The sequence below is a fragment of the Pseudomonas sp. DR208 genome, assembly GCF_019823005.1.
In the GTDB taxonomy this organism is placed as follows: Bacteria; Pseudomonadota; Gammaproteobacteria; order Pseudomonadales; family Pseudomonadaceae; genus Aquipseudomonas; species Aquipseudomonas extremorientalis.
The window spans coordinates 3921118-3946563 of the sequence record NZ_CP081944.1 but is presented as its reverse complement, the minus strand read 5'-3'; the positions used below and the strand labels follow the sequence as shown (position 1 = coordinate 3946563).

At 62.9% G+C, this 25446-nt stretch carries 21 protein-coding genes and 1 pseudogene; 17 read left to right on the top strand and 5 right to left on the bottom strand.

The features are described 5' to 3' along the window. Positions 1-2 precede the first annotated feature (2 nt). Complete coding sequence (locus tag K5K89_RS17930) at positions 3-2156, bottom strand: TonB-dependent siderophore receptor (RefSeq protein WP_222539938.1); 2154 nt, start codon at positions 2154-2156, stop codon at positions 3-5. Between the two features lie 184 nt (positions 2157-2340). Here K5K89_RS17930 and K5K89_RS17925 point away from each other — a divergent pair, with 184 nt between their 5' ends. Beyond that, positions 2341-3120, top strand: coding sequence for an acetoin reductase (locus K5K89_RS17925; protein WP_058425756.1), 780 nt, complete (start codon positions 2341-2343; stop codon positions 3118-3120). Between the two features lie 130 nt (positions 3121-3250). Here K5K89_RS17925 and K5K89_RS17920 read toward each other — a convergent pair whose 3' ends face one another. After that, positions 3251-5113 (bottom strand): sigma-54-dependent Fis family transcriptional regulator, encoded by a 1863-nt coding sequence (locus K5K89_RS17920; protein ID WP_222539937.1) that lies wholly within the window; start codon positions 5111-5113, stop codon positions 3251-3253. A 298-nt stretch (positions 5114-5411) separates the two neighbouring features. Here K5K89_RS17920 and K5K89_RS17915 point away from each other — a divergent pair, with 298 nt between their 5' ends. From K5K89_RS17915 to K5K89_RS17905, 3 genes are read left to right on the top strand one after another with little or no spacing between them, the layout of a single operon-like run. Continuing rightward, positions 5412-6392, top strand: coding sequence for a thiamine pyrophosphate-dependent dehydrogenase E1 component subunit alpha (locus K5K89_RS17915; protein WP_078048017.1), 981 nt, complete (start codon positions 5412-5414; stop codon positions 6390-6392). Between the two features lie 23 nt (positions 6393-6415). After that, positions 6416-7435 (top strand): alpha-ketoacid dehydrogenase subunit beta, encoded by a 1020-nt coding sequence (locus K5K89_RS17910; protein ID WP_071490080.1) that lies wholly within the window; start codon positions 6416-6418, stop codon positions 7433-7435. Beyond that, positions 7432-8535, top strand: coding sequence for an acetoin dehydrogenase dihydrolipoyllysine-residue acetyltransferase subunit (locus K5K89_RS17905; RefSeq protein WP_222539936.1), 1104 nt, complete (start codon positions 7432-7434; stop codon positions 8533-8535). The genes K5K89_RS17910 and K5K89_RS17905 overlap by 4 nt, the downstream gene beginning before the upstream one ends. 115 nt (positions 8536-8650) lie before the next feature. Here the strand turns inward: K5K89_RS17905 and K5K89_RS17900 are convergent, their stop codons facing one another. Continuing rightward, positions 8651-9538, bottom strand: coding sequence for a helix-turn-helix domain-containing protein (locus tag K5K89_RS17900; RefSeq protein WP_071490078.1), 888 nt, complete (start codon positions 9536-9538; stop codon positions 8651-8653). A 139-nt stretch (positions 9539-9677) separates the two neighbouring features. Between K5K89_RS17900 and K5K89_RS17895 the strand changes: the two genes are divergently transcribed. The 6 genes and pseudogenes from K5K89_RS17895 to K5K89_RS17870 all read left to right on the top strand — a co-directional run bounded on the left by K5K89_RS17895 (position 9678) and on the right by K5K89_RS17870 (position 14923). Then, a complete protein-coding gene (locus K5K89_RS17895; RefSeq protein WP_071490077.1) occupies positions 9678-11036 on the top strand; it encodes a glutamine synthetase family protein in 1359 nt (452 codons plus the stop codon). Positions 11037-11059: 23 nt separating this feature from the next. Next, on the top strand, positions 11060-12148 hold the full coding sequence (locus K5K89_RS17890) for a polyamine ABC transporter substrate-binding protein (RefSeq protein ID WP_071490076.1): 1089 nt from the start codon (positions 11060-11062) through the stop codon (positions 12146-12148). Continuing rightward, entirely contained in the window at positions 12145-13440 is a 1296-nt protein-coding gene (locus K5K89_RS17885) for an NAD(P)/FAD-dependent oxidoreductase (protein ID WP_222539935.1), read from the top strand. The genes K5K89_RS17890 and K5K89_RS17885 overlap by 4 nt, the downstream gene beginning before the upstream one ends. Before the next feature lie 72 nt (positions 13441-13512). Then, positions 13513-13662, top strand: a pseudogene (locus K5K89_RS17880) (aldo/keto reductase); the annotation flags it as partial. A gap of 17 nt (positions 13663-13679) precedes the next feature. Next, positions 13680-14477: an SDR family NAD(P)-dependent oxidoreductase gene (locus tag K5K89_RS17875; RefSeq protein ID WP_222539934.1), complete on the top strand. Its 798-nt coding sequence runs from the start codon at positions 13680-13682 to the stop codon at positions 14475-14477. Positions 14478-14506: 29 nt separating this feature from the next. Next, the gene (locus K5K89_RS17870) at positions 14507-14923 is read left to right on the top strand and encodes an SRPBCC family protein (protein ID WP_071490071.1); all 417 of its coding nucleotides are present in this window, start codon (positions 14507-14509) and stop codon (positions 14921-14923) included. A 54-nt stretch (positions 14924-14977) separates the two neighbouring features. Here K5K89_RS17870 and K5K89_RS17865 read toward each other — a convergent pair whose 3' ends face one another. Together K5K89_RS17865 and K5K89_RS17860 are read right to left on the bottom strand one after the other, a co-directional pair. Beyond that, positions 14978-16372: a sensor histidine kinase gene (locus K5K89_RS17865; RefSeq protein ID WP_071490070.1), complete on the bottom strand. Its 1395-nt coding sequence runs from the start codon at positions 16370-16372 to the stop codon at positions 14978-14980. Next, entirely contained in the window at positions 16350-17033 is a 684-nt protein-coding gene (locus tag K5K89_RS17860) for a response regulator transcription factor (RefSeq protein WP_071490069.1), read from the bottom strand. Before K5K89_RS17860 ends, K5K89_RS17865 begins: the two co-directional genes overlap by 23 nt. Positions 17034-17356: 323 nt before the next feature. On the opposite strand from K5K89_RS17860, the gene K5K89_RS17855 reads away from it, so the two are divergent. The 7 genes from K5K89_RS17855 to K5K89_RS17830 all read left to right on the top strand — a co-directional run bounded on the left by K5K89_RS17855 (position 17357) and on the right by K5K89_RS17830 (position 25433). After that, positions 17357-18262 carry a hypothetical protein gene (locus K5K89_RS17855; protein WP_071490068.1) on the top strand — a complete coding sequence of 302 codons (906 nt, stop codon included), beginning with the start codon at positions 17357-17359 and terminating at the stop codon, positions 18260-18262. Continuing rightward, entirely contained in the window at positions 18234-18356 is a 123-nt protein-coding gene (locus tag K5K89_RS28695; protein ID WP_259641577.1) for a hypothetical protein, read from the top strand. Before K5K89_RS17855 ends, K5K89_RS28695 begins: the two co-directional genes overlap by 29 nt. A gap of 150 nt (positions 18357-18506) precedes the next feature. Continuing rightward, positions 18507-19364 (top strand): hypothetical protein, encoded by an 858-nt coding sequence (locus K5K89_RS17850; protein WP_222539933.1) that lies wholly within the window; start codon positions 18507-18509, stop codon positions 19362-19364. A gap of 78 nt (positions 19365-19442) precedes the next feature. Beyond that, complete coding sequence (locus K5K89_RS17845; protein WP_222539932.1) at positions 19443-19781, top strand: hypothetical protein; 339 nt, start codon at positions 19443-19445, stop codon at positions 19779-19781. 96 nt (positions 19782-19877) lie between these two features. Continuing rightward, a complete protein-coding gene (locus K5K89_RS17840; protein ID WP_222539931.1) occupies positions 19878-21116 on the top strand; it encodes a TolC family protein in 1239 nt (412 codons plus the stop codon). After that, positions 21109-22338, top strand: coding sequence for an efflux RND transporter periplasmic adaptor subunit (locus K5K89_RS17835; protein ID WP_222539930.1), 1230 nt, complete (start codon positions 21109-21111; stop codon positions 22336-22338). Before K5K89_RS17840 ends, K5K89_RS17835 begins: the two co-directional genes overlap by 8 nt. After that, positions 22335-25433 (top strand): efflux RND transporter permease subunit, encoded by a 3099-nt coding sequence (locus tag K5K89_RS17830; protein ID WP_222539929.1) that lies wholly within the window; start codon positions 22335-22337, stop codon positions 25431-25433. The genes K5K89_RS17835 and K5K89_RS17830 overlap by 4 nt, the downstream gene beginning before the upstream one ends. Positions 25434-25446 lie beyond the last annotated feature (13 nt).

Sequence of the window (25446 nt, the reverse complement as noted above, 5' to 3'; positions counted from 1 at the left end):
CCTCAGAAATTCACCGAGGCACTCAGGCGCGCCGTCAATGGCGCGCCCTGGAACAGGTAGTCATCGCCCATGTACTCGCCCGCGTCGCGCCAGTAGCGCTTGTCGAACAGGTTGTCGACGCTCAGGCGGAACACCGTGTCATAGCCGCTCACCTGGGTGGTGTAGCGGCTGCCCACATTCACCACCGCGTAATCCCCCACTTGCACATTGCCGCTGCGGTTGGCGTACTTCTTGGCGCTGTATTGCACACCGCCCAGCACCGCCAGGCCGTTCACCCAGGGCAACGCATAATCGGCATACACACTGGCGCGCAGCTTGGGCACGTTGATCGCCTGGTGGCCTTCGTAGTCCGCTGTGCCGCTGCCGGTCACTCGCGCACGAATCGCCGCCACGCTGGTTGCGATCTGCAGGCGTTCGGTGGCCCAGCCGTTGGCTGACAATTCCAGCCCGGTGTTCTTTTGCTCGCCTTGCTGCACGTAGTCGAATTTGCCCGTGCCATCTGGCTTGGCGTACTGATAGGCCTGGCGGGTCTGGAACACGGCGGCGGCGAAGCTGATGCGGCGCCAGTCGTATTTCACCCCGGCTTCGATTTGGCGTGAGGTGGTGGGGGCGAGGGTTTCGCCTTCGTTTCTGGTTGTCCACGGCGCCTGACCGCCCAGGGACAGGCCTTTGCTGTAGCTGGTGTAGAGCGAGATGTTTTCGACCGGTTTGTAGATCAACGACGCCTGGGGCAGGAACACGTACTGCTGGGTATGCCGTACCTCGTCACCAGAGGTACCGTCGAAGGCTTGTTCGTCCAGACGCACTTCGCGGCCACCGAGGATGGTTTGCCATTGCTCGTTGAGGCGGATGCGGTCGGTGACGAACAGGCCGTACTGGCGACTGTCGAGGTTGCGATGGCTGTCGTTCAGCGGCTTGTCGGTGGGGGTGAAAGTTGGGGCGTCGACGTTGATATTGGTGCTGCCGATGTATTCGTTGACCGACTTGCGCTTGTCGACTATCCGGCGAAAGGCGCTGGTGCCAAACGTCAGTTCATGACCCAGGCTGCCCGTGTTGAACAGCCCGGTCATGGCCGCCTGCACTTCGTCGTCGCGGCGGGTGTCGTCGGGGCTGCGGTAGTCGTAGACGTCGTAGTCGCCGGTGGGGCTGAAGAAGGCGGTGCCGCAATCGGTCACATAGAAGCAACCATAGGCGAACGAACTGTAGTCATCGATCACCACCTTGCTGCGCGCCGCGCTCACGCTGCCTTTCCACTGATCATTGAAGCGGTATTCAAACTTGGCGTTGAGATTCAGCGAATCAATGCCCACCTGCCTGGACCCGCTCTGGTGCCCCAGCAGTTTCTTCGGTGAGGCCCCGTGTGGCACCTCGGTGCCGCCCAGCAATTGGTAGCCCGGCACCGAGCGTTGTTGCTTGTCCTGGTACTCGGCGTCCAGTTGCAATACGGCATCGGGGCTGATGTTCCAGTCAAAGGCCAGGGACACAAAATCGCGCTGGCCATTGGCGTGTTCCACGTAGGAGGCGAGGTCTTCGTGGGCGACGTTGGCGCGCAGGCCGAATTGTTGCTCGCTGCCGAACCAGCCACCGACGTCGGTGGCGACATAGCCGCTGCCGCGATCATCGGTGGAAACGGTCACTGAGCGCACATCTTCCGGGCGCTTGGTCACGTAGTTGATCACGCCGCTGGGCTCGGAAATCCCGCTCTGCAGGCCGGCCAGGCCCTTGAGCACTTCGACCTGCTGCTTGTTCTCCAGCGCGACGTTCTGCTCGCCGGTGATGGTGCGTCCATTGATCTTGTAGCTGCTCGCCGCATTCAGCGAAAAGCCGCGCACCACGAAGTTTTCGTAGTAGCCGATGGGCGCATAGCTGTCGCCCACCGAGGCGTCGTTGCGCAGTACTTCACTGAGCAGGCGCGCTTGCTGGTCCTTGATCAGTGCGGCGTTGATCACCGTGATCGAGGCCGGGGTGTCGAGCAGTGGCGCTTCGTCGACGCCGCTCACCGAGGCGGTGTCGCTGCGGTAGCCGGATGCATCCTGGCCCTGGACCTTCACCGCCGGCAGTTCAAGGTCTGCCGCCAGGCTGTGACCGATGCCGCCGCTGAGCAGCAGACCGAGGGCGAAACGTGAGGTGACGACGGGACGAAAACGCAAAACCATGGGGGCAGGGCCTTAAAGCGCGGGCGGGGGGCGCATAAGCTAGGCATAAGTGCGCACTTTTACAAGAATGATTCGCACCTTGAGACATCCCGTCTCAGGCCGCATGCCAATCCATGTGCACCTCGACATCCCGCAGCGCACCTGCGATAGACAAGGCGTCCCTCATCAAATGCAGGAGAACCCCATGAGTATTGCTGGAAAAGTCGCGCTGGTGACCGGCGCCGGGCAGGGCATTGGCCGGGCCATCGCCTTGCGCCTGGCACAGGACGGTGCCGATATCGCCCTGGTGGACATCAATGGCGCCAAGCTCGAAGCCGTGGCCGCCGAAGTCGTCGCGCTGGGCCGCAAGGCCTCGGTGTTCGTCGCTGACGTGTCCAAGCGCGAACAGGTGGTGGCGGCGGTGGAGCATGCGCACCTGACCCTGGGTGGTTTCCACATCATCGTCAACAATGCCGGTGTGGCGCAGATCGATTCGCTGTTGGACGTCAGCCCGGAACAGGTCGAGCGCACCCTGGGCATCAACGTGCAGGGCGTGTTGTGGGGCATCCAGGCCGCCGGCAAGAAATTCAAGGCGCTCAAGCAGAAGGGCAAGATCATCAACGCCTGCTCCATCGCCGGCCATGAAGGTTTTGCGCTGCTGGGGGTGTACTCGGCCACCAAGTTTGCCGTACGTGCCTTGACCCAGGCGGCGGCCAAGGAGTTGGCGAGCGCCGGGATTACTGTAAACGCCTACTGTCCGGGCGTGGTGGGCACCGATATGTGGGTCGAGATCGACAAGCGCATGGCCGAGATCACCGGCGCCGAAGTCGGTGCGACCTACAAGAAGTATGTGGATGGCATCGCCTTGGGCCGGGCGCAGACGCCGGAGGATGTGGCAGGGCTGGTCGCGTACCTGGCCGGGCCGGATGCGGACTACATGACCGGGCAATCGCCGCTGATCGACGGTGGCCTTGTCTACCGCTGACATCTCAGATGTACCCAGTCCAATGTGGGAGGGGGCTTGCCCCCGATAGCAGTGTGTCAGCCACTGGAAGTATTAGCTGGTCCACCGCCATCGGGGGCAAGCCCCCTCCCACAGTGTTGACCCCGTTGTATCAGCGGGTTTTGTTCGGCATGTCGATGCCCAGTTGGTTGACGCGGCGGTACAGGGTCGCCCTTGAGATTCCCAGCGCCTGCGCGGTCGGTATCGGCTTCCAGCGATGCCGAATCAGCGCATCCAGCACCACCTGGCGCTCCGGGCTCGCGCGATCTTCCGTCAATGCTTCAACCTGTTCCCCACGCACTTCCACCGGCAAATCCGCCACCTGCACCGTCCCGCCCTCACACACCGCACAGGCATACGCCAGCACATGTCGCAGTTGCCGCACATTGCCCGGCCACGCGTACCCCAACAGCAACTCCAATGCCACCTGGCCGATACCCACCGTGATACCGCTGTTGCGCGCTTCCTGTTCCAGCAAACGGTTGATCAGCGCCAGTTTGTCGGTGCGCTCGCGCAGCGGCGGCAGGCAGAAGCGCGCGCAGCCGAGGCGAAAGTACAGGTCCTCGCGAAAGCGGCCCTCATTGACCAACACCGACAAATCGCGGTGACTGGCGCAAATCACCTGGATATCGACGGTGCGGGTTTTCGCCGCGCCCAACGGTGCCACTTCACCTTCAGCCATCACCCTCAGCAGGCGCGTCTGCAGGGCCAGAGGCATGTCGCCGATTTCATCGAGGAACAAGGTGCCGCCATCGGCCTGCACCAGCAGCCCGGGCATGCCTTTGCTGGCGGCGCCGGTAAAGGCGCCGGCCACATAGCCGAACAGCTCGCTCTCGATCAGGTTTTCCGGAATCGCTGCGCAGTTCACCGCCACGAACGGCCCACCGCGCCGGGCGCTGCGCTCGTGCAGTTGGCGGGCGAAGACTTCCTTGCCGGCGCCGGTTTCGCCTTGCACCAGTACCGGCAGGTTGCGGTCCTTGACCCGCACGGCCAGGCGCAGGTGTTCTTCGACACGGGCATCCACCAAAGGCACCAGCGGCGCACGCGCCTGTTTGCGTCGGGGCGCGTTGACCCGCACGTGCAGCGCACCCGGTTCTCCCAGCCAATGCAGTTGCTGGGTGGACTGGTCGGTGACGGTGCGCAAGGCGTTCAGGTCGAACACCTCGCCAATGTGCGCCGGCACCTGGCCAAAGCGCCGGCGCAAGGCCTGGCGCGCCTTGCTGTTCAAGGCCTGCAGGCGGCCGTCCTGGTCCCAGGCCAGCAGCAGGTCAGGCTGGCTGTCCACATAACCCGGCGTGCTGTGCGCTTGCAGCACCCAGTGCTGCTGGGCGCTGTGCATGAAGAAGGCGTTCTCGATGGCCTCGGCACTGTGCGCCACCAACTGGCGTATCAGGTGCTGGCTGCGGCGGTCATCCGGCGATTTGAGCGCCGAGGCGTCCATCACTCCCAGCAGGTTGCCCTGGGGATCGAAGATCGGCGCGGCGGAGCAGGTCAGGCCGATGAAGGCTGCGCGGAAGTGGTCGCGTTTGTGCACCGTCACCGCCGATTGACTGGTGAGCACGGTGGCCACGCCGCAGGTGCCTTCTTCGGCTTCCGACCAGCAGGTGCCGAGGTACAGGCCGGCCTTGCGGCAATCGCTGCGGATCGAGGCGTCCACGCGGTGGTCGATGGTCTGGCCCTGGGCATCGGTGAGCATCACGCAGTAGTCGGCCTGGCGCACACGGTGATGCAGTTGCCCGACGGCTTCGCCGGCAATGCGCATGAACAGTTCGGCGCGTTCGCGGCATTCCTTGAGCAAGGGTTCGCTGAGGATGCGTGGCCCCTGCAGGGAGCCGGGGTCCAGGTGGTGTTGCTCCATGGAGCGCCGCCACGAATCGAAGATCAGCGACGGCACCGGCGCCTGGGGCAGGCGGTCGGCATTGCGGACCACGCGACTGACGCAGTCGACGTGCTCCCTGGAGTTCGCGGCGAGCATAAGGCCTCCGGTTCTCGGTCTTTGTTGTTATGCCCGCCATTAAGCGCGCATGCGTCGGGCGCGACAAGCGCGGCCTGACCAACAGCCCGGGCTGAGACGCAGCGTCTCAAACCGGCTGAGACGCCGCCTTCGAGTCGCAATGCCGCGTCTCATTCTGCGATCCCGGCCCGGTTGCGACAACCGCTCTGGATCAAGGTTATGCCAGGTTTTTTACGGCCTTGGCACAGGCTGTGCTGAAGGCCCTGTAGCTGACCACGATCAGCCTTTTGTGTGCCGAGACAACCTGGAGAACAACAAGATGTCCACTCACCTGTCCACCGATCAACTGCTGCATGCCTACACCGTGATGCGCACCATCCGTGATTTCGAAGAACGCCTGCACGTGGAATTCGCCACCGGCGAGATCCCCGGTTTCGTGCACCTCTACGCCGGCCAGGAAGCCAGTGCCGCCGGAGTCATGGCTCACCTCAACGATGAAGATTGCATCGCCTCCAACCACCGTGGCCACGGCCATTGCATCGCCAAGGGCGTGGACGTGTTCGGCATGATGGCCGAGATCTACGGCAAGAAAACCGGTGTGTGTGGCGGTAAAGGCGGCTCCATGCACATTGCCGACCAGGAGAAGGGCATGCTCGGCGCCAACGGCATTGTCGGCGCGGGTGCACCGTTGGCGGCCGGTGCGGCGCTGGCCTCCAGGCTCAAGGGCAGCCAGGGCGTGGCCGTGGCGTTCTTTGGCGACGGTGGCTCCAACGAAGGTGCGGTGTTCGAAGCGATGAACCTGGCCTCGATCATGAAACTGCCGTGCCTGTTCGTTGCGGAAAACAACGGCTATGCCGAGGCCACCGGATCCGGTTGGTCGGTAGCGTGCAAGGACATCGCCGAGCGTGCCGTGGGGTTTGGCATGCCGGGGGTGATCGTCGATGGCAATGATTTCTTCGCCGTGCACGCAGCGCTTGGTGTTGCCGTGGAACGTGCGCGCAAGGGCGACGGGCCAACCTTGGTCGAAGTGAAATTGAGCCGCTTCTACGGCCATTTCGAAGGCGATGCACAAACCTATCGCGGCCCCGATGAAGTGAAGAACCTGCGGGAACACGCCGATTGCCTGGCGCTGTTCCGCCAGCGTTGCAGCACTGAAGGCTGGCTGGACGCGGCGCAATTCGAGCGCATCGATGGCGAGGTCGCCCAGCTCATCGACGACGCCGTGCGCCTGGCCAAGTCGGATCCCAAGCCCCAGGCCGCCGACCTGCTCAGCGATGTCTACGTCGCCTACCACTCATAACAACAATTCGTGGAGAGAATCTCATGGCTCGCAAAATCAGCTACCAGCAGGCAATCAACGAAGCCCTGGCCCAGGAAATGCGCCGCGACCAGAGCGTGTTCATCATCGGCCAGGACGTGTCCGGCGGCACCGGTTCCCCTGGCGAGCAGGACGCCTGGGGCGGTGTGCTTGGCGTGACCAAGGGCCTGTACCCGGAGTTTCCCGACCGCGTGCTCGATGCGCCGCTGTCCGAAGTCGGCTACGTGGGCATGGCCGTCGGCGCCGCCACCCGTGGCATGCGCCCGGTGTGCGAACTGATGTTCGTCGACTTTATCGGCTGCTGCCTCGACCAGTTGCTCAACCAGGCCGCCAAGTTCCGCTACATGTTCGGCGGCAAGACCACCACGCCGCTGGTAGTGCGCGCCATGTACGGCGCCGGGCTGCGGGCGGCCGCCCAGCATTCGCAGATGCTCACCTCGATGTGGACCCACATTCCCGGCCTCAAGGTGGTGTGCCCGGCCACGCCCTATGACGCCAAGGGCATGTTGATCCAGGCGATCCGCGACAATGACCCGGTGATCTTCCTCGAGCACAAGATGCTCTACAGCCTGCAGGGCGAAGTGCCCGAAGAGCTGTACACCGTGCCTTTCGGTGAAGCCAATTTTGTCCGCGAGGGCAGGGATGTGACCCTGGTGACCTACGGGCGAATGGTGCACATCGCCCTGGAAGCCGCGACCAGCCTGGCGCGACAAGGCATCGATTGCGAGGTGCTGGACCTGCGCACCACCAGTCCGTTGGATGCAGACAGCATCCTCGAAAGCGTGGAAAAAACCGGGCGCCTGGTGGTGATCGACGAGTCCAACCCGCGCTGCTCGATTGCCACCGATATCAGTGCATTGGTCGCCCAGCAGGGTTTTTCTTTCCTGCGCGCGCCAATCGAAATGGTCACCGCGCCGCACACGCCGGTGCCGTTCTCCGATGCACTGGAAGACCTGTACATCCCCAACGCCGCGAAGATCGAAGCCGCGGTGCTGAAGATCGCCGACAAGAGGAACGCCGCATGATCCATACCTTGACCATGCCCAAGTGGGGGCTGTCGATGACCGAGGGGCGCATCGATGTCTGGCTCAAGCAACCTGGCGACCGGGTGGAGAAGGGCGAAGAAGTGCTGGACGTGGAGACCGATAAGCTCTCCAGCAGTGTCGAGGCGTCGTTCAGTGGCGTCCTGCGCCGTGTGTTGGCACTGAGCGACGAAACCCTGCCGGTGGGCGCGTTGCTGGGGATTGTGGTGGAGGGCGAAGCCACCGAAGAGGAAATCGATGCGGTGATCGACAGCTTCAATGCCGGGTTTGTCTCCAGCAGCGCCGAAACCGAAGCTTCGGGACCGAGTGCGCAGAAAGTCGAGATAGGCGGGCGTCTGTTGCGCTATCTCGAGCTGGGCGAGGGTGGCACGCCGTTGGTACTGATTCACGGATTCGGGGGGGATCTGAACAACTGGCTGTTCAACCAACCGGTATTGGCCGCCGAACGCCGGGTAATTGCCCTGGACCTGCCAGGGCATGGCGAGTCGGGCAAGCAACTGCGCAGCGGCGATGCCGAGGAGCTGAGCCTTGCGGTGCTGGCCTTGCTCGATCACCTCAGGCTCGACCGCGTACACCTGGCCGGGCATTCCATGGGCGGGCTGGTCGCACTGACCGTTGCCGACCAGGCGCCCGCGCGTGTTGCCTCATTGACTCTGATCGCCAGCGCCGGCCTCGGCCAGGAGATCAACGGCGATTACTTGCAAGGGTTTGCCGACGCCAGCAACCGCAATGCGCTCAAGCCGCCACTGACCCAACTGTTCAGCGACCCCGCGCTGGTGACGCGGCAGATGCTGGAGGACATGCTCAAGTTCAAGCGCCTGGAAGGGGTGGACAAGGCGCTGCAGCAGCTCAATACCGCGTTGTTCGAGGGCGGACGACAGAAGCTGGACTTACGTCATCGCGTGGGCCGGCAGCCGAGCCTGGTGATCTGGGGCAGTGACGATGCGATCATCCCGGCCCGGCATGCCGAGGGGTTGGATGCCCAGGTGGAGATTCTGCCGGGGCAGGGGCATATGGTGCAGTTGGAGGCGGCGGAGCGGGTCAACCAGGTGATGGCCGCCTTCCTCAAATCCCAACCTTGAAATGCAATCAACTGTGGGAGGGGGCTTGCCCCCGATAGCGGTGGTTCAGTCAATCTTTGTGGCGACTGACACACTGCAATCGGGGGCAAGCCCCTCCCACCATTTGGATTGGATTTCAAACGGAACGCTTCAGGGTTTCGCTTGGAAGCTCTTTGAACAGGGCGCGGTAGCTGTTGGAAAACCGCCCCAAATGCCAGAACGACCAATTCATCGCCACCTCGGCCACGGTGGTCCCGGTTGAATTGAGCAACTCCCGCCGCGCCCCATTCAACCTGCGCAAGCGCAACCACTGCGCCGGGCTCATCCCGGTGTAGGTCTTGAACCCCTGTTGCAATTGGCGCAACGGCACCCCGGCAATCTGCGCCAGTTCCAGCAGGTTGACCGTTTCGTCCGGCGCGTCTGCTGCCCATTCGCCGATGCGCGCCATCAGCCGGCGTTCTTCGTTGCGGCGCTGCAAGGAGCTGCGGTCCAGGCACACGCAGGCGTTGTCGAGGATGAACAGGCAATCGTCGAGCAATTGCTGGATAAGCGCGGCAGGGTCGCTGACCGTGGACAAGCGTGTCAGCGTGCCACTGAGCCAACGGGCGAACAACGCGTTCTGCTGGCCGGTCAGCGGCGCCATGAACAAACCTTCCAGCGTCGCCACCTCCAACCCATGGCGCTGCACGAACTGCGGGCCGAACACCACCGCTACTTCACGGTAGTTTTCCGGGGTGATCCAGGTGTTGCGGCTTTCGCCATTGAGCAGGTACAGCGCGTTGTCGCTGCCGTCGAAACAGAACGCCAGGGAGCCGGCGGGCGCATTGAAATGCTGCTCGACGCGGGTGTTCATGCACTCTTCGTACACCTCCACGCCTTGCAGGTCGAGGTAGCGGATGCGCCCGGCAAAATGCCCCGGGGACATCTGTTGGTACTGCTGCACCCAGCCGGGTGTCGCACTGCATTGAGCGGCCACATCACCGGTGGTGAAGGCCTGTACGCGCAAAGCGGTTGCCTGTGTCATGGGAAGCCTGGGCGCACTCTATTGGTGCGTTGTGGTGCGTGCAAAGTGGATAGATGCCGGGGTGCGGCGGCCTCAAGATAGATCTCAATGCGCCAGGAGTACAAGCCGGTGCATGCACCCAACCCATGACGAGGTCCTTATGAACGCCCCCTTCGATCAGCTGTCCGCCTGGCTGAAAGAACACAAGATTACCGAAGTCGAATGCGTGATCAGTGATTTGACTGGCATCGCCCGCGGCAAGATTGCGCCCACCAATAAGTTCCTGCATGAGCGAGGCATGCGCCTGCCGGAAAGTGTGCTGCTGCAAACGGTAACCGGGGACTTTGTCGACGACGAGATCTACTACGACCTGCTCGACCCCGCCGACATCGACATGGTCTGTCGCCCGGTGGCCCACGCCACTTATGTGGTGCCGTGGGCCATCGAGCCCACCGCGATCGTGATCCACGACACCTTCGACAAACAGGGCAACCCCATCGAGCTGTCGCCACGCAATGTGCTGAAGAAAGTCCTGCAGCTCTACACCGACAAAGGCTGGCAGCCGATTGTCGCGCCGGAAATGGAGTTCTACCTGACCCAGCGCTGCGAAGACCCGGACCTGCCGCTGAAAACCCCCATTGGCCGCTCCGGCCGCGCGGAGACAGGCCGCCAGTCGTTTTCCATCGACGCCGCCAACGAATTCGACCCGTTGTTCGAAGATGTCTACGACTGGTGCGAAGCCCAGGGCCTGGACCTCGATACGTTGATCCACGAGGACGGCCCGGCGCAGATGGAAATCAACTTCCGCCATGGCGACGCCCTCGACCTGGCCGACCAGATCACCGTGTTCAAGCGCACCCTGCGCGAGGCCGCGCTCAAGCACAACGTGGCTGCGACCTTCATGGCCAAACCGGTGGCCGACGAGCCGGGCAGCGCCATGCACCTGCACCAGAGTGTGGTCGACATAGCCACCGGCAAACCGGTGTTCGTCGACGCCGAAGGCAACATTAGCCCGTTGTTCCTGCATCACATTGGGGGCCTGCAGAAGTACATCCCCAAGCTGCTGCCGATGTTCGCGCCCAACGTGAACTCGTTCCGCCGCTTCCTGCCGGACACTTCGGCGCCGGTCAATGTCGAGTGGGGCGAAGAAAACCGCACCGTCGGCCTGCGCGTGCCTACTTCCAGCCCGGACGCCATGCGCGTGGAAAACCGCTTGCCCGGCGCCGATGCCAATCCGTATCTGGCGATTGCGGCTAGTCTGCTGTGTGGCTATCTGGGCATGGTCGAGCAGATCGAACCGAGCGCAGCGGTGGAAGGCCGCGCCTACGAGCGTCGTAACCTGCGCCTGCCGTTCACCCTCGAGGATGCGCTGGCACGCATGGAGGACTGCGACACGGTCAAGCAGTACCTGGGCGATAAATTCGTGCGCGGCTACGTCGCGGTCAAACGCGCCGAGCACGAGAACTTCAAGCGGGTGATCAGTTCCTGGGAGCGTGAGTTCCTGCTGTTGAGCGTCTAAAAAACCAATAAAGGGGTGTCGATATGCGTCTAGTGAAACAGCTTCTCCCGCTGGCCCTGATGGCCGCGTTCAGCGCTGCCGGCCAGGCGGCGCCGACAGTCAGTATTTATAACTGGACCGACTATATCGGCGAGACCACCCTGGCCGACTTCCAGGCCAAGACCGGGATCAAGCCGATCTACGATGTGTTCGACTCCAACGAAACCCTGGAAGGCAAGTTGCTCGCCGGCCGCACCGGTTATGACGTGGTGGTGCCGTCGAATCACTTCCTGGCGCGCCAGGTCAAGGCCGGCGCGTTCCTCACGTTGGATCGTGCGCAATTGCCCAACTTCAGGAACCTCGATCCCAAGCTGCTCGCGCTGCTGGAGAAAAACGATCCGGGTAACGCGCATTCGGTGCCGTACCTGTGGGGCACTAATGGCATCGGCTACAACGTCGACAAGGTCAAGCAGGTGCTGGGCATCGACCACATCGATTCATGGGCGGTGCTGTTCGAACCGGAGAACATCAAGAAGCTCAACCAGTGCGGCGTGGCCTTCCTCGATTCGGCAGATGAGCTGTTCCCGGCGATCCTCAACTACATGGGCAAGGACCCGCGCAGCGAGAACCCGGAGGACTACAAGCAGGCCGAGGCCAAGCTGCTGACGCTGCGGCCGTACATCACCTACTTCCATTCGTCCAAGTACATCTCGGACCTGGCCAACGGTGATATCTGCGTGGCGTTCGGGTATTCCGGCGACGTGTTCCAGGCCGCCAACCGCGCCAGGGAGGCCAAGAACGGCGTGAACATCGCCTATTCGATTCCCAAGGAAGGTTCCAACCTGTGGTTCGACCTGCTGGCGATTCCCGCCGATGCGAGCAACCCCAAGGAAGCTCATGCGTTTATCAATTACCTGCTCGATCCTGAGGTGATCGCCAAGGTCAGCGCCTCGGTGGGCTATGCCAACGCCAACCCGGCGGCCAAGGCGTTCATGGCCCCGGAACTGGTGAACAACCCCGAGGTGTACCCGCCGCAGGCGGTGCTCGACAAACTCTACATTTCGACCACGCCGACCCCGGCGACCATGCGCCTGATGACCCGCGCCTGGAGCAAAGTGAAGACCAACAAATGATGCAGTCAACCGACCACGCCCGGTCTTACTACCGGGCTACGGCTAACGCCATGCCCGAGCGCCCTGCACTGGGCGGCGACCTGACCGCCGATGTGTGCGTGATCGGCGGCGGCTTCACCGGCGTCAACACCGCCATCGAGCTGGCGCAACGCGGGCTCTCGGTGATCCTGCTGGAAGCCCGGCGCATCGGCTGGGGCGCCAGCGGGCGCAACGGCGGGCAACTGATTCGCGGCATCGGCCATGACGTGTCGGGGTTCGCCAAGTACGTGGGCGAGGAGGGCGTGCGCTACCTGGAGCGCGCCGGGATTGAGTCGGTGGCCCTGGTGGGCCAGCGCATCCGCGAGCACGGGATTGACTGCGACCTGCGCTGGGGCTTTTGCGAATTGGCCAATACGCCCGCGCAGTTCGCCGCGTTCAAGGGCGAGCAAGCGCACCTGGCGGCGCTGGGGTATACCCATGAAACGCGCCTGGTCGGCCCGCAAGATATGCCGCACGTGGTCGGTTCGACGGTGTATGCCGGGGGGCTGGTGGACATGGGCTCCGGGCATTTGCATCCGCTGAACCTGGTGCTGGGTGAAGCGCAGTTGGCCGAGTCCCTTGGCGTGCGGATTTTCGAGCACACCGAAGTGCTGCAGCTCATTCACGGCGACACGGTGCAAGTGCGCTGCGTCGGCGGCACGGTGCGCGCGGCCAGCCTGGTGCTGGCCTGCAATGCGCATTTGGAGGAGCTGGAATCGCGTTTGAGCGGCAAGGTGCTTCCGGCCGGCAGCTACATCATCGCCACCGAGCCGTTATCGGAGGCCGTCGCCCAGCAGTTGATCCCGCAGAACCTGGCGCTGTGCGACCAGAAAGTCGGGTTGGATTACTACCGATTGTCCGCTGACCGGCGCCTGTTGTTCGGCGGCGCCTGCCATTACTCCGGACGCGATCCGGCGGACATCGCCGCCTACATGCGCCCGAATATGCTCAAGGTATTCCCGCAACTGGCGCAGACCGCCATCGAGTTTCAGTGGGGCGGCAAGATCGGCATCACCGCTAATCGTTTTCCGCAGGTGGGTAGGCTCAAGCAGTACCCCAATGTGTTTTATGCCCAGGGGTATTCCGGGCATGGGTTGAACGTGACGCACTGGTGCGCAAGGTTGCTGGCCGAGGGGATTCACGCGGGTGTGAGCCCTGGCCTGGATATTTTCAGCCAGGTGCCGCATATGACCTTCCCGGGGGGGAAGGCATTGCGGTCACCGCTGTTGGCGTTGGGGATGATGTGGTTTCGGTTGCGGGAACTGATGGGGTGATCAGACTGTGGGCTTGGTCAGCACCTTCCTGAAGATCTCCGCAGTCTAGAATCTGCTCAACGACCACAGCGACCCTTTGCACCTCTGGTGATTCCAGGTGCCAGTCGTCCGGGGCGGATTGCCGAAGACGTCGCGGCGTTGTCTGAACAGATCCCGGCAGCCTTCTGGCAGGCCCTGCGCGAGGCCCGACTGGTTTCGGACCGTGCGCCCCTGCCGCTTTAAATTCAGGAGTTCAACCGATGAAAATTGATGTGAGCGGTAAAGTAGCGATTGTCAGCGGCAGTACCGCCGGCATAGGCCTGGGAATCAGCCAGGCGCTTGCAGCCTCTGGCGCCACGGTGGTGGTGATCGGGCGTGAAGCCGGCAAGGTCGACGATGCACTGGCGAGCATCCGCCAGGCTGTCCCGGGCGCAGACCTGCGTGGGCTGGTGGCTGATCTTGGCACCGCAGAGGGCGCAGAGAAACTGTTTGCCGCCGAACCGCGTGCCGACATTCTGGTCAACAACCTGGGCATCTTCAACGATGTGGATTTTTTCGAGGCCTCGGACACCGAATGGACGCGTTTCTATGAGGTCAATGTGATCTCCGGCGTGCGCCTGGCGCGGCATTATGTGCCGGGCATGGTCGAACAGGGCTGGGGTCGGGTGATCTTCGTGTCGTCGGAGTCGGGCGTGGCGACACCGGCGGACATGATCAATTACGGCGTGACCAAAAGCGCCAACCTGGCGGTGTCCCATGGCCTGGCCAAGCGCCTGGCGGGCACGGGAGTGACGGTGAACGCCGTGCTGCCCGGCCCGACCTTTACCGACGGCCTGGAGCAGATGCTCAAGGACGCCACACAAAAATCCGGGCGCAGTGCGCGGGATGAGGCGGATGTGTTTGTGCGCAATGCGCGGCCGACGTCGATCATCCAGCGGGCGGCGAATGTGGATGAAGTCGCCAACCTGGTGGCGTACATTGCTTCACCGCTTTCTTCTGCGACCACAGGGGCTGCATTGCGCGTCGACGGTGGTGTGGTCGACAGCATGGCGATCTGAGTTGTTTTTCATTTTCTGGAGTATTTATCGTGGCAACAGCGTCTTCTGTGATTGAAATCCCGGTATCGGCCGATCAGGTCTGGCAATTGGTCGGCGGCTTCAACAGCCTGCCGGACTGGTTGCCGTTTATTGTCAAAAGCGAGGCGGGCGATGGCGGCCGTGTGCGTCATCTGCAGACCGCCGACGGTAGTGTGGTGGTGGAGCGGTTGCAGCGCTTTGATAACGTCGGGCGTACCTACAGCTATACCATCGAGCAGTCGCCGTTTCCGGTGAGTGCGTACCTGGCGACGTTGCAGGTCGAGGCGTTGGGCGAGGCGTCAGCGAAAGTGACTTGGTCAGGTGTGTTCACGCCGGTGGCGGGGACTACGGATGCGGCGGTGGAGGAGTTGTTTGCCGGTGTCTACAGCGGTGGCCTTGAGGCCCTGCGCGCCAACTTTCCGGCCTGATCCAGTCCAATGTGGGAAGGGCAAGTCCCCTCCCACATTGGGACACCAGTGGTTTCAGGCCTCGGGCATCAGTTGCTGGCGGCACTCCAGGACTAACCGGGCGCCGCCTTGTTCGCTCGTACCCACGTCCAACTTGAACCCATGCAAGTTGATGATCGCCGCCACAATCGACAGGCCCAAGCCGAACCCGCCTTGCTGGTCGCTTTCATCCACCCGATAGAAACGCTGGAATACCGCATCCCGCTCCGCCGCCGGTATGCCCGGCCCGGAGTCGTGCACTTCGATGCGCGTGCTGCCCGCATCATTGACCCCGCGCAGGATCACCGTGCCGCCCGGTGGGGAGAACTTGATCGAGTTGCTCAGCAGGTTGGCCAGGGCTTCGAACAACAGGGCGCGGTCGCCGGTGATCCACGGCAGGGACTCCGGGGTTTCGAGCTTCAGTTGCAGCTCGCCTTCCTCGGCCAGGGGCAGGTAGAAGTCGTGCAATTCGCGCAGTAGCGGCAACGGGTCCATGACCAGGAAACCTGAGCGACGCTGATGGTCTTCCAGCTCGGAGATACGCAACAGCCCGCGAAAGCGCGCCATCAGGGTGTCGGTCTCGGCAATCGCGTCATCCAGTTTCACCGCGTAGCCAGACTCTGCTTCGGCCTCCTGTTTGATGCGATACAGCTGCGCACGCAGGCGTGTCAGCGGGGTGCGCAGGTCATGGGCGATGTTGTCGCACACGCCCTTGACCTCGTTCATCAGCTTCTCGATACGGTCGAGCATGGCGTTGACGATGGCCGCGAGCATGTCCAGTTCGTCACGTCGGTTGGACAGTGGCAGGCGGTGAGTCAGGTCGCCGGCGACGATGGCTTCGGCACTGGCCTGGATCCCACGGATTCGCCGCAACGGGCGGCGGCGCAACAGGTGCCAGCCGGCGGCGCCCGGAATAATTGTCAGGGACAGTGCCCAGAGCAGGGCGTGCCAGATGATGCGGGTCACACCGAACAGTGAGCCGTTGGCCCGCACCAGCACCAGCCAGCGGCCGTCTTCGGTGTGGGTGGCCACGGCATCGCAGCTGTCCTTGGGCAACTTGGGGTCGTCGGACTCGACACAATTGACCAGTGCGTGGATCTTGCCGTCCAGGGGCAGGTCCGGCGGCACCGCGCGGATCGGCCCGCTCAAGGGGCGGAATTGCTCATCGAACAGGCCGTAGGCATCCACACCCTTCATGTCGAAGGTCATGCTGGTGGTCAGGGCTTCCACCAGTTCTTCGCCGTCGAAGCGCTGGAACAGGTGCTGGCGTTGCATAAGGGAGTGGCGCGACAGGTCGCCCAGGTAACCGGACACCTCGTAATACAGCACCCCCATGAGGATGCAGCTCCAGGCCACGAACAGCGAGCTGTACAGCGCCAGCAAACGGCTGCTGGAAGAGCGCCAGCCCTTAGAGGGGTTCAGCAATGACATAACCGGAGCCTCGCACCGTGCGGATCAGCGGCGGGAGGCCCGGTGGGTCGATCTTTTTGCGCAGACGGCCGATGTGCACGTCGATCAGGTTGGTACCCGGGTCGAAGTGATAGCCCCAGACTTCCTCGAAGATCATCATTCGCGACAGAATCTGCCCGGTATTGCGCATCAGGAATTCCAGCAGCTTGTATTCGGTGGGCAGCAGGCTCAGGGGTTGATCGGCGCGGCTGGCTTCGCGGCTGATCAGGTTCAGTTCCAGATCGGCCACGCGCAGGGCGGTTTCGAATTCCTGGACCGTGCTTTTGCGCCGCAGCAGCACTTCGACGCGCGCCGCCATTTCATCCGAGGCGAACGGTTTGGTGAGGTAGTCATCACCGCCGGCACGCAGGCCACGCACACGTTCGTCCACATCGGAGAGGGCGCTGATCATCAGGATCGGCGTGGAGACGCCGATGGTGCGCAGGGTGGTGACGATGGCCAGGCCATCGAGTTCCGGCAGCATGCGGTCGAGGGTGATCAGGTCGTAATCGCCGCTCACGGCGCGGACCAGGCCTTCGCGGCCGTTGTCTACCCAATCTACATCCAGTCCATGGCTACTCAGCTCGGCGACAATCTCGCGGGCCGTTACGGCGTCATCCTCGATGGTCAAAATTCGGGTCATGGGATTACCTTTACACTGGAAGACCGCAATCGCCGGTAAGCCGGCTCCTACAGAAGTGGGGGCATTTTGCCAAGAAATGGCTGAATGCTTCCTAAATAAAACTTCATGTTGGCAAAACTGACACAGATTTCATCGCCGGGCCGGGGAGTGCATAACGCCCGCTTCAAACCGCCATTTCTTGCAAGTTGCATGGATCAGGTTAGTTCAATTTACTTAACTATCTGAAATGTAAGGGATTTATTTTTTGCGCCGACTGGCATGGTGCCTGCACTGTCTGTTTTGAGACTTGTAACACTATTTTTCTGCCTTGGAGCAAAACAACAATGATCACATCCTCATCCACGCTGCAAGAGTCGAGCGCGCTCTCCGGGGTTTCCTGGGGGGCGATTTTTGCCGGGGCCGCCGCCGCGGCTGCGTTGTCGCTGATCCTGGTGCTGCTGGGCTTCGGCCTGGGCTTTTCGGCGGTGTCGCCGTGGGCTGACAGCGGTATCAGCGCAAAAGGGCTGGGCATTTCCACGATTGTCTGGCTGGCCTTTACCCAGATCGTCGCATCCGGCCTGGGTGGCTACATCGCCGGTCGGTTGCGTGTGAAGTGGGCCAATATGCACGGTGATGAGGTGTACTTCCGCGACACCGCCCATGGCTTCCTGGCCTGGGCTGTTGCCACGTTGATCACGGCGGTGCTGGTAGTCGGTTCGGTCGGCAGTGTGGTCAGCGGTGGTGTGAAAGCCGGCGCCAGCGTTGCAGCCGGTGCAGCCAGTGGTATCACCCAAGCCGCCGGCAGTGCCGCCAAAGGCGTCAACGGTGGCGATTTCGACTATTACGTCGACAGCCTGTTCCGTGATGATCGCCCGGTCGCCGTCAGCGATGACGCCGCCCACGGTGTGGTAGCGCGCATCTTCACCCGCACCCTCAGCAACGACGGTCAGCTTGCGCCAGAAGACCGTGCCTACCTGGCACAGCTGATCAGCCAGCGCACCAACCTCAGCCAGGCGGATGCCGAAGCGCGTATCGACAAAGTCTACGGCGATGCCCGTAAAGCGGTGGAAGACGCCAAGCTCAAAGCCAAGCAAGCCGCGGAAACCGCCGCCAAAGTCGCTGCGTACACCTCGCTGTGGACCTTTGTCGCGCTGTTGATCGGTGCGTTCTTCGCCAGCCTCGCCGCTACCTTCGGCGGTCGCCGCCGCGATGCCGTGGTGTATGTCGAAACCGAACACTTCGTTCGTTAATCAATTCAAGGAGAACAACATGCGCTCATTACTGCTCTGGTTCCTCGGCGTGCCTATCCCGGTGATCATCCTGATTGCGATCTTCATGCACTGATTACGGGTTTACCCAAGCCGCGCCTGTTTTTACAAGCGCGGCTTTTTACTGTCTGCAGGCACGAGGCTTATACCTGTCAGGTTTGACAGTATCGTCGGGCGTTGAAAGTGCTTAGTTTGGTCCAACCTCCAACTCAGCGAGTACACCGCCATGAACCAGACGACCGGCACGTTGACGGCACATGTCGTCAACCCACAAGTCACCCCACCGAACCAACCCTTTATCGGCGATCCGGGTGAAATGTTGATGTACCGATCAGGTGGCTTCATACAGATTGCCGCAACGCAAAGGTTGGGATCCACTGTCAATGATTACAACGGTCTCAATTTCCGTATACCGGACATCATTCCGGGCAGTGGGCAGCAAACTTTCGTATTTGATGTCGATGCTCAGGGCATTTATTGGGCTCATGAACATGGAGGTATCACTCCGTACCCGGCTGAAAATGGCACCATCGAAGTTTCACTGGACCTGAACGACACACTGGTGGGGGCGTTCAGCTTTTCAGGGAAAAACGGCAGCCATCAAGTCAGCGTCAGCCAAGGTCGGCTCGAGCTGACGGGCTTTATTACCCAGCCAGTACCGGTACGGCCGCCGCCGGTCACAGGTTCAGGCTATATGCGAGGTGATGTCGTAGGCGGACCTTTGCCAAACCCGAACTTTGACGCGGAAGTTGTCAGCCTCAGAGAAGTCGACGGTGGTGGCATTATCAAGAACTACTTTGAAATCATCGGCAGGCAGTACGATGAGTTCAGGGTTCAGAACTATGTTGCCATCTTGCTGGACATTGACCAGACGGCTTCGACTTACATGTTGGGGAGCAACCGTGAAGCCTGGGCTCTTTTTGCGATGATGGACTCCTTTGGGTTTGCGTATGCCATCAGCGGGTCGTTGAACTTCACCTCTTTGCCTGCCAGCGGTCGCGCGGCCGGCAGCCTCGACTGCATGGTACAGAAGAATCAGGAGCCACCCTTCCATGTCAATGTTGTGTTCGATATCGTGCCCTAAGTTCAGCCGGTGGGCCTGCCGAGTTCTCACGCAATTGTTAATAGCGGCTTAACCCGCGCTTGGCTAGACTCGCGCCCCATGACCCGCCTTCTGCATTTAGTCCTCGTCCTGTTGTTGAGCCTCACGCTTCCCCTGACCGGGATGGCGGGGGTGCCATCAAGCACCGAGCCGTGCCCGATGAAGATGTCGGACATGCCGATGATGAGCGACATGTCGCCTGACTGCTGCCAGGACGGCGCGGATCATGGCAAGGCCTGTAAACCCGGTCAGGAATGCAAGACCGGTGGCGTGCTGCAATTCTCCCTGCCGCTGCTCAAGGCTCCCTTGACCCCGGCCCATCCGCTGCTCGTCGGCACCGCTTCCGATTTTATCCCCGATCGCACGCCGTCCGGCGTCTGGCGCCCACCCCGGGCCTGATTCCTGTTGCACCTCAAGACGCATCCCCTGACCGGGATGGTTTTGCTGTGGGCCGCCTGACGCGGTGCACAGCGCAACGGAACAGGAATTTTCAACATGAATGCCTCCTACCTGCGCGCCCTGGTGGTGGGCGTGCTGGCGTGGCCGGCGTTGGCGAATGCGCTGACCCTGGATGACGCCCTGCGCCTGGCGCAAAACAATGCACCGTCGCTGCTGGCCGAGTCGGCCAAGTTGCAGGCCGCCACCCAGGCGGCGATCCCGGCGGGCGAATTGCCTGACCCGAAGCTGGTGGTCGGCCTGCAGGACTTTCCCATTGGCGGGCCCAATCGCGGCACGTTGTATGGCGATGAGATGACGCAACAGATGATCGGCATCCAGCAACAGATGCCCAGCCGCGACAAGCGCAAGGCCCGGGTCGAGCTGGCCGATGCAACCGTCGAGCGGGCGGCCGCCGAAGGGCGCATCGAGCGCCTGAACGTGCGCCAGGCCACGGCCCAGGCCTGGATTCGTGCGTATGCGGTCGCGCGCAAGCAAGCCCTGTTCAAGGACTTCTACCAACAGAACCGCCTGTTGCAAGACACCGTGCGTGCGCAGTTGGCCGGCGGCCGTGGCCAGGCCGCCGACGCGGTCATCCCTCGGCAGGAAGCCGCGGAGCTGGCCGGGCGCGAAGATGAGTTGACCCAGCAACGTACCCAGGCCCGCGCCGCGCTCAAGCGCTGGATCGGCCCGGCCGCCAACGAAGTCCCCAGCGGGCAACTGCCCGACTGGACCTTCGACCCCCATAGCCTGAACCACAATCTGCATCAGCACCCGGCACTGCAAGCCTACGTGCCACGCACCCGTGAAGCGCAGGCGCGGTTGCAGGAGGCCAAGGCGCAAAAGACCTCGGACTGGAGTTGGGAGGTCGATTACGGGCATCGCAGCCGTGAGTTCGGTGACATGGTCAACGTGCAGTTCACCTTTGACTTGCCGATCTTCCCCGGCCGTCGACAAAACCCCGGCATCGCCGCCAAGCAGGCCGAGTTGGACCAGCTCGACGCCGAGCGCGAGGCCGCTACCCGTGAGCATATCCAGATGCTCGATGACGACTTGGCCGACTACCAGCGCCTGGACCGTGCGGTGCAGCGTAGCCAGGACAGCCTGGTGCCGCTGGCCGAGGAAAAAGTCGGCTTGAGCCTGGCCGGCTATCGCGCCGGCAAAGGCGACTTGATGACGCTGGTCAACGCGCGCCGTGAACTGGTCGAAGCCCGTTTCAAACAGATCGATGCCATCGAGCAACGCGCCCTGGTCGGCGCGCAGCTGTATTTCGCCTATGGGGAACCCGCCAATGAATAACCGAATCGTGGCCGCTGTATTGCTGCTGGGCCTGGGAGCGGGCTACGGGCTGGCGCAGTGGCAGCCCGGCGCCTCATCCATGCCCGCCAAGGCCGACAGGCAGGCGCTGTACTGGTACGACCCGATGTTCCCGCAACAACAGTTCGATAAGCCCGGCAAGTCGCCGTTCATGGACATGCAGCTGGTGCCGCGCTACGCCGACGGGGCCGCATCGGCGGCCACGCCGGCGGTGCAGATTGACCCAGGCCTGGCGCAGAACATCGGCGTGCGCCTGGCGAGCGTGAGCCGCGGCGTGCTGACGTCCCGCCTGGAGCTGTCGGGTGTTCTGGCCTTCAACGAGCGTGATGTGGCGGTGGTGCAGGCGCGGGCGGCGGGGTTTGTCGAGCGGGTCTACGCACGGGCACCGGGGGATGTGCTCAAGGCTGGCGCGCCATTGGTGGACCTGCTGATACCCGAGTGGGCGGCCGCCCAGGAAGAGTTCCTGGCCCTGCGGCGCAGCGGCGAGCGCGGCTTGATCGACGCTGCCCGCCAACGCCTGCGTCTGAGCGGGATGCCGGCGGGGTTGATTGCGCAGATGGAGCGCAGCGGCCAGGTGCAGTCGGTCCTGACCGTGACCAGCCCGATCAGCGGCGCGCTGCAAACCCTTGAGGTGCGCGAAGGCATGACGGTGACGCCGGGGCAGACCCTGGCGCGGTTCAACGGCCTGGATCAGGTGTGGTTGCAGGTCGCCGTGCCTGAAGCCCAAAGCGCAATGTTGAACGTGGGGCAACGGGTGCAGAGCCACTTTGTCGGTTTACCGGGCAAGACGCTCGACGGCACGGTCAGCGCGATCTTGCCTGCCACCGCCATGGACAGCCGCACTGTGCAAGTGCGGGTCGAGCTGCCCAACCCCGACGGCGCCCTGCGCCCTGGCATGACCGCCCAGGTCAGTCTGGCGCAGACCGACGGGCAAGCGCTGTTGCAGGTGCCCAGCGAAGCGTTGATCCGCACCGGCAAGCGCGTGCTGGTGATGCTGGCCGAGGAGGGCGGGCGCTATCGTCCGGTCGAGGTTGAAACCGGGGTAGAAAACCAGGACCACACAGTGATCCTCAGCGGCCTGCAGGAAGGCCAACAGGTGGTCGCCTCCGGGCAGTTCCTGCTCGACTCCGAGGCCAGTCTCAAGGGTGTTACGGCCACCGCGGCCGAAGCAGCGATGAACATGCAGCCGGGAGCCCAGCCATGATCGCCCTGTTGATTCGCGGGTCGGTGGCCAATCGTTTTCTGGTGCTGCTCGCCACCTTGTTCATCACCGCGTGGGGTGTCTGGTCGGTGCAGAACACACCCGTCGACGCTTTGCCAGATCTCTCGGATGTGCAGGTGATCATCCGCACCCCGTACCCGGGCCAGGCGCCGCAGATCGTCGAGAACCAGGTCACGTACCCGATGACCACCACCATGCTCTCGGTGCCGGGGGCCAAGACCGTGCGCGGTTTTTCGTTCTTCGGCGACAGCTACGTGTACGTGTTGTTCGACGAAGGCACCGACCTGTACTGGGCGCGCTCGCGGGTGCTGGAATACCTCAGCCAGTTGCAGGCGCGGCTGCCCGCATCAGCCAAACCGTCATTGGGGCCGGACGCCACCGGCGTGGGCTGGATCTACCAGTACGCCTTGGTGGACCGCACCGGCCAGCACGACCTGGCGCAATTGCGCGCGTTGCAGGACTGGTTCCTCAAGTTCGAACTCAAGACCCTGCCAAACGTGGCGGAGGTCGCTACCATCGGCGGCCAGGTCAAGCAATATCAGGTGCAGCTCGATCCGCTGGCCCTGGCCAGTCGCGGCATCACCCAGGTACAGGTGAAAGCAGCGATTGACCAGGCCAACCAGGAAGCCGGCGGCTCGGTATTGAACCTGGGCGAGTCCGAGTATGTGGTGCGCGCCTCCGGCTACCTGAAGAATCTCTCCGACTTCCGTGCCATCCCGCTGCGCCTGGACGCCAACAATGTGCCGGTCACCCTCGGCGACGTGGCGAACATCCAGCTGGGCCCGGACCTGCGCCGGGGCATCAGTGAGCTGGACGGTGAGGGCGAAGCGGTCGGCGGCGTGGTAATCCTGCGCAGCGGCAAGAATGCGCGGGAAGCCATCGCGGCGGTCAAGACCAAACTGGAACAGTTGAAAAGCAGCCTGCCGCCCGGTGTTGAAATCGTCACCACCTACGACCGCAGCAAGCTGATCGACCGTGCCGTGGATAACCTCAGCCATAAACTGCTGGAAGAGTTCCTGGTGGTGGCGCTGGTGTGCGGGATTTTCCTGTGGCACCTGCGTTCGTCCCTGGTGGCGATCATCTCGTTGCCGGTGGGCGTATTGATCGCGTTTATCGTCATGCGTTTCCAGGGCATCAACGCCAACATCATGTCCCTGGGCGGCATTGCGATCGCCATTGGCGCGATGGTCGATGCGGCGGTGGTGATGATCGAAAACGCCCACAAGAAAATCGAAGCCTGGCACCACGCCCATCCCGGCCGGGAACTCAAGGGCGATGAGCACTGGAAGGTGATGACGGACGCCGCGGTCGAGGTGGGCCCGGCGCTGTTTTTCTGTCTGCTGATCATTACGCTGTCGTTTATTCCGGTGTTCACCTTGCAGGCCCAGGAAGGCCGTCTGTTCGGGCCGCTGGCCTACACCAAGACCTACGCCATGGCGGCCGCCGCCGGGTTGTCGGTGACCCTGGTCCCGGTGCTGATGGGCTACTGGATTCGCGGGCGCATACCCGACGAGCAACGCAACCCGCTCAATCGCGGCCTGATCAAGCTCTACCAGCCGGCGCTGGAGGCGGTGCTGCGCTGGCCGCGCATGACCTTGCTGGTGGCGCTGCTGGTGGTGGCGAGCGCGCTGTGGCCGGTGTCGAAACTGGGCGGGGAATTCCTGCCGCCGCTGGATGAGGGCGACTTGCTGTACATGCCTTCGGCGCTGCCGGGCTTGTCGACACAGACGGCGGGCGAATTGCTGCAACGCACCGACCGCCTGATCAAGACCGTGCCCGAAGTCGCTCACGTATTTGGCAAGGCCGGTCGTGCCGAAACCGCCACCGACCCGGCGCCGCTGGAGATGTTCGAGACCACCATCGCGTTCAAGCCCAAGGATCAATGGCGCCCCGGCATGACCCCGGACAAACTGGTCAAGGAGCTGGACCGCGTGGTGCAGGTGCCGGGCCTGACCAATATCTGGATTCCGCCGATCCGCAACCGCATCGACATGCTGGCCACCGGGGTCAAGAGCCCGATTGGCGTAAAGGTCGCAGGCACCCGCCTGATGCAGATCGATGCGGTGACCCAGGCCGTGGAGAAAGTCGCCAAGACCGTGCCGGGCGTGAGTTCGGCGTTGGCCGAACGCCTGACCGGCGGGCGCTACATCGACGTCGACATCGACCGTGCCGCCGCCGCGCAATACGGGCTGAACATCAGCGATGTGCAGTCCATCGTGTCGGGCGCGGTGGGCGGTGAAACCATTGGCGAAACCGTGGAAGGCCTGGCGCGTTTCCCTATCAGCCTGCGCTATCCGAAGGAATGGCGCGACTCGGTGGAGGCGCTACGCAACCTGCCGGTGTACACGCCGCAGGGCAGCCAGATCACTTTGGGCACGGTCGCCAGGATCAAGATCAATGATGGTCCGCCGATGCTAAAGAGCGAAAACGCGCGGCCTTCCGGCTGGGTCTATATCGACGTGCGTGATCGTGACCTGGCCTCGGTGGTCAGGGACCTGCGTGCGGCGATCAACCAGCAGGTGCAACTGCAACCGGGCATGAGCCTCAGTTATTCGGGGCAGTTCGAGTTCCTCGAACGCGCCAATCAGCGCCTGAAGCTGGTGGTGCCGGCCACCTTGCTGATCATCTTTGTACTGCTGTACCTGACCTTTCGCCGGGTGGGGGAGGCGTTGCTGATCCTGGCGACCTTGCCGTTCGCGTTGACCGGCGGCGTGTGGCTGCTTTACTGGCTGGGCTTCAACCTGTCGGTGGCCACGGGCGTGGGCTTTATCGCGCTGGCGGGGGTGTCGGCGGAGTTCGGCGTGATCATGCTGCTGTACCTGAGGAACGCCTGGGCCGAGCGCAAGGATGGCAATCTATTGGCGGCCATCACCGAAGGCGCAGTCATGCGGGTTCGGCCCAAGGCGATGACGGTGGCGGTGATCATCGCCGGGCTACTGCCGATTTTGCTGGGCAGCGGCACCGGCAGTGAGGTGATGAGCCGGATTGCTGCGCCGATGATTGGCGGGATGCTGACGGCGCCGTTGCTATCGCTGTTCGTCATTCCCGCAGCCTACTACCTGATGCGCCGCCGATAAACATGTGGGAGGG

Coding starts and splice junctions, on each gene's coding strand:
- K5K89_RS17930 (WP_222539938.1), bottom strand. CDS start 2,156: ATGGTTTTGCGTTTTCGTCCCGTCGTCACCTCACGTTTCGCCCTCGGT.
- K5K89_RS17925 (WP_058425756.1), top strand. CDS start 2,341: ATGAGTATTGCTGGAAAAGTCGCGCTGGTGACCGGCGCCGGGCAGGGC.
- K5K89_RS17920 (WP_222539937.1), bottom strand. CDS start 5,113: ATGCTCGCCGCGAACTCCAGGGAGCACGTCGACTGCGTCAGTCGCGTG.
- K5K89_RS17915 (WP_078048017.1), top strand. CDS start 5,412: ATGTCCACTCACCTGTCCACCGATCAACTGCTGCATGCCTACACCGTG.
- K5K89_RS17910 (WP_071490080.1), top strand. CDS start 6,416: ATGGCTCGCAAAATCAGCTACCAGCAGGCAATCAACGAAGCCCTGGCC.
- K5K89_RS17905 (WP_222539936.1), top strand. CDS start 7,432: ATGATCCATACCTTGACCATGCCCAAGTGGGGGCTGTCGATGACCGAG.
- K5K89_RS17900 (WP_071490078.1), bottom strand. CDS start 9,538: ATGACACAGGCAACCGCTTTGCGCGTACAGGCCTTCACCACCGGTGAT.
- K5K89_RS17895 (WP_071490077.1), top strand. CDS start 9,678: ATGAACGCCCCCTTCGATCAGCTGTCCGCCTGGCTGAAAGAACACAAG.
- K5K89_RS17890 (WP_071490076.1), top strand. CDS start 11,060: ATGCGTCTAGTGAAACAGCTTCTCCCGCTGGCCCTGATGGCCGCGTTC.
- K5K89_RS17885 (WP_222539935.1), top strand. CDS start 12,145: ATGATGCAGTCAACCGACCACGCCCGGTCTTACTACCGGGCTACGGCT.
- K5K89_RS17875 (WP_222539934.1), top strand. CDS start 13,680: ATGAAAATTGATGTGAGCGGTAAAGTAGCGATTGTCAGCGGCAGTACC.
- K5K89_RS17865 (WP_071490070.1), bottom strand. CDS start 16,372: ATGTCATTGCTGAACCCCTCTAAGGGCTGGCGCTCTTCCAGCAGCCGT.
- K5K89_RS17860 (WP_071490069.1), bottom strand. CDS start 17,033: ATGACCCGAATTTTGACCATCGAGGATGACGCCGTAACGGCCCGCGAG.
- K5K89_RS17855 (WP_071490068.1), top strand. CDS start 17,357: ATGATCACATCCTCATCCACGCTGCAAGAGTCGAGCGCGCTCTCCGGG.
- K5K89_RS28695 (WP_259641577.1), top strand. CDS start 18,234: ATGTCGAAACCGAACACTTCGTTCGTTAATCAATTCAAGGAGAACAAC.
- K5K89_RS17850 (WP_222539933.1), top strand. CDS start 18,507: ATGAACCAGACGACCGGCACGTTGACGGCACATGTCGTCAACCCACAA.
- K5K89_RS17845 (WP_222539932.1), top strand. CDS start 19,443: ATGACCCGCCTTCTGCATTTAGTCCTCGTCCTGTTGTTGAGCCTCACG.
- K5K89_RS17840 (WP_222539931.1), top strand. CDS start 19,878: ATGAATGCCTCCTACCTGCGCGCCCTGGTGGTGGGCGTGCTGGCGTGG.
- K5K89_RS17835 (WP_222539930.1), top strand. CDS start 21,109: ATGAATAACCGAATCGTGGCCGCTGTATTGCTGCTGGGCCTGGGAGCG.
- K5K89_RS17830 (WP_222539929.1), top strand. CDS start 22,335: ATGATCGCCCTGTTGATTCGCGGGTCGGTGGCCAATCGTTTTCTGGTG.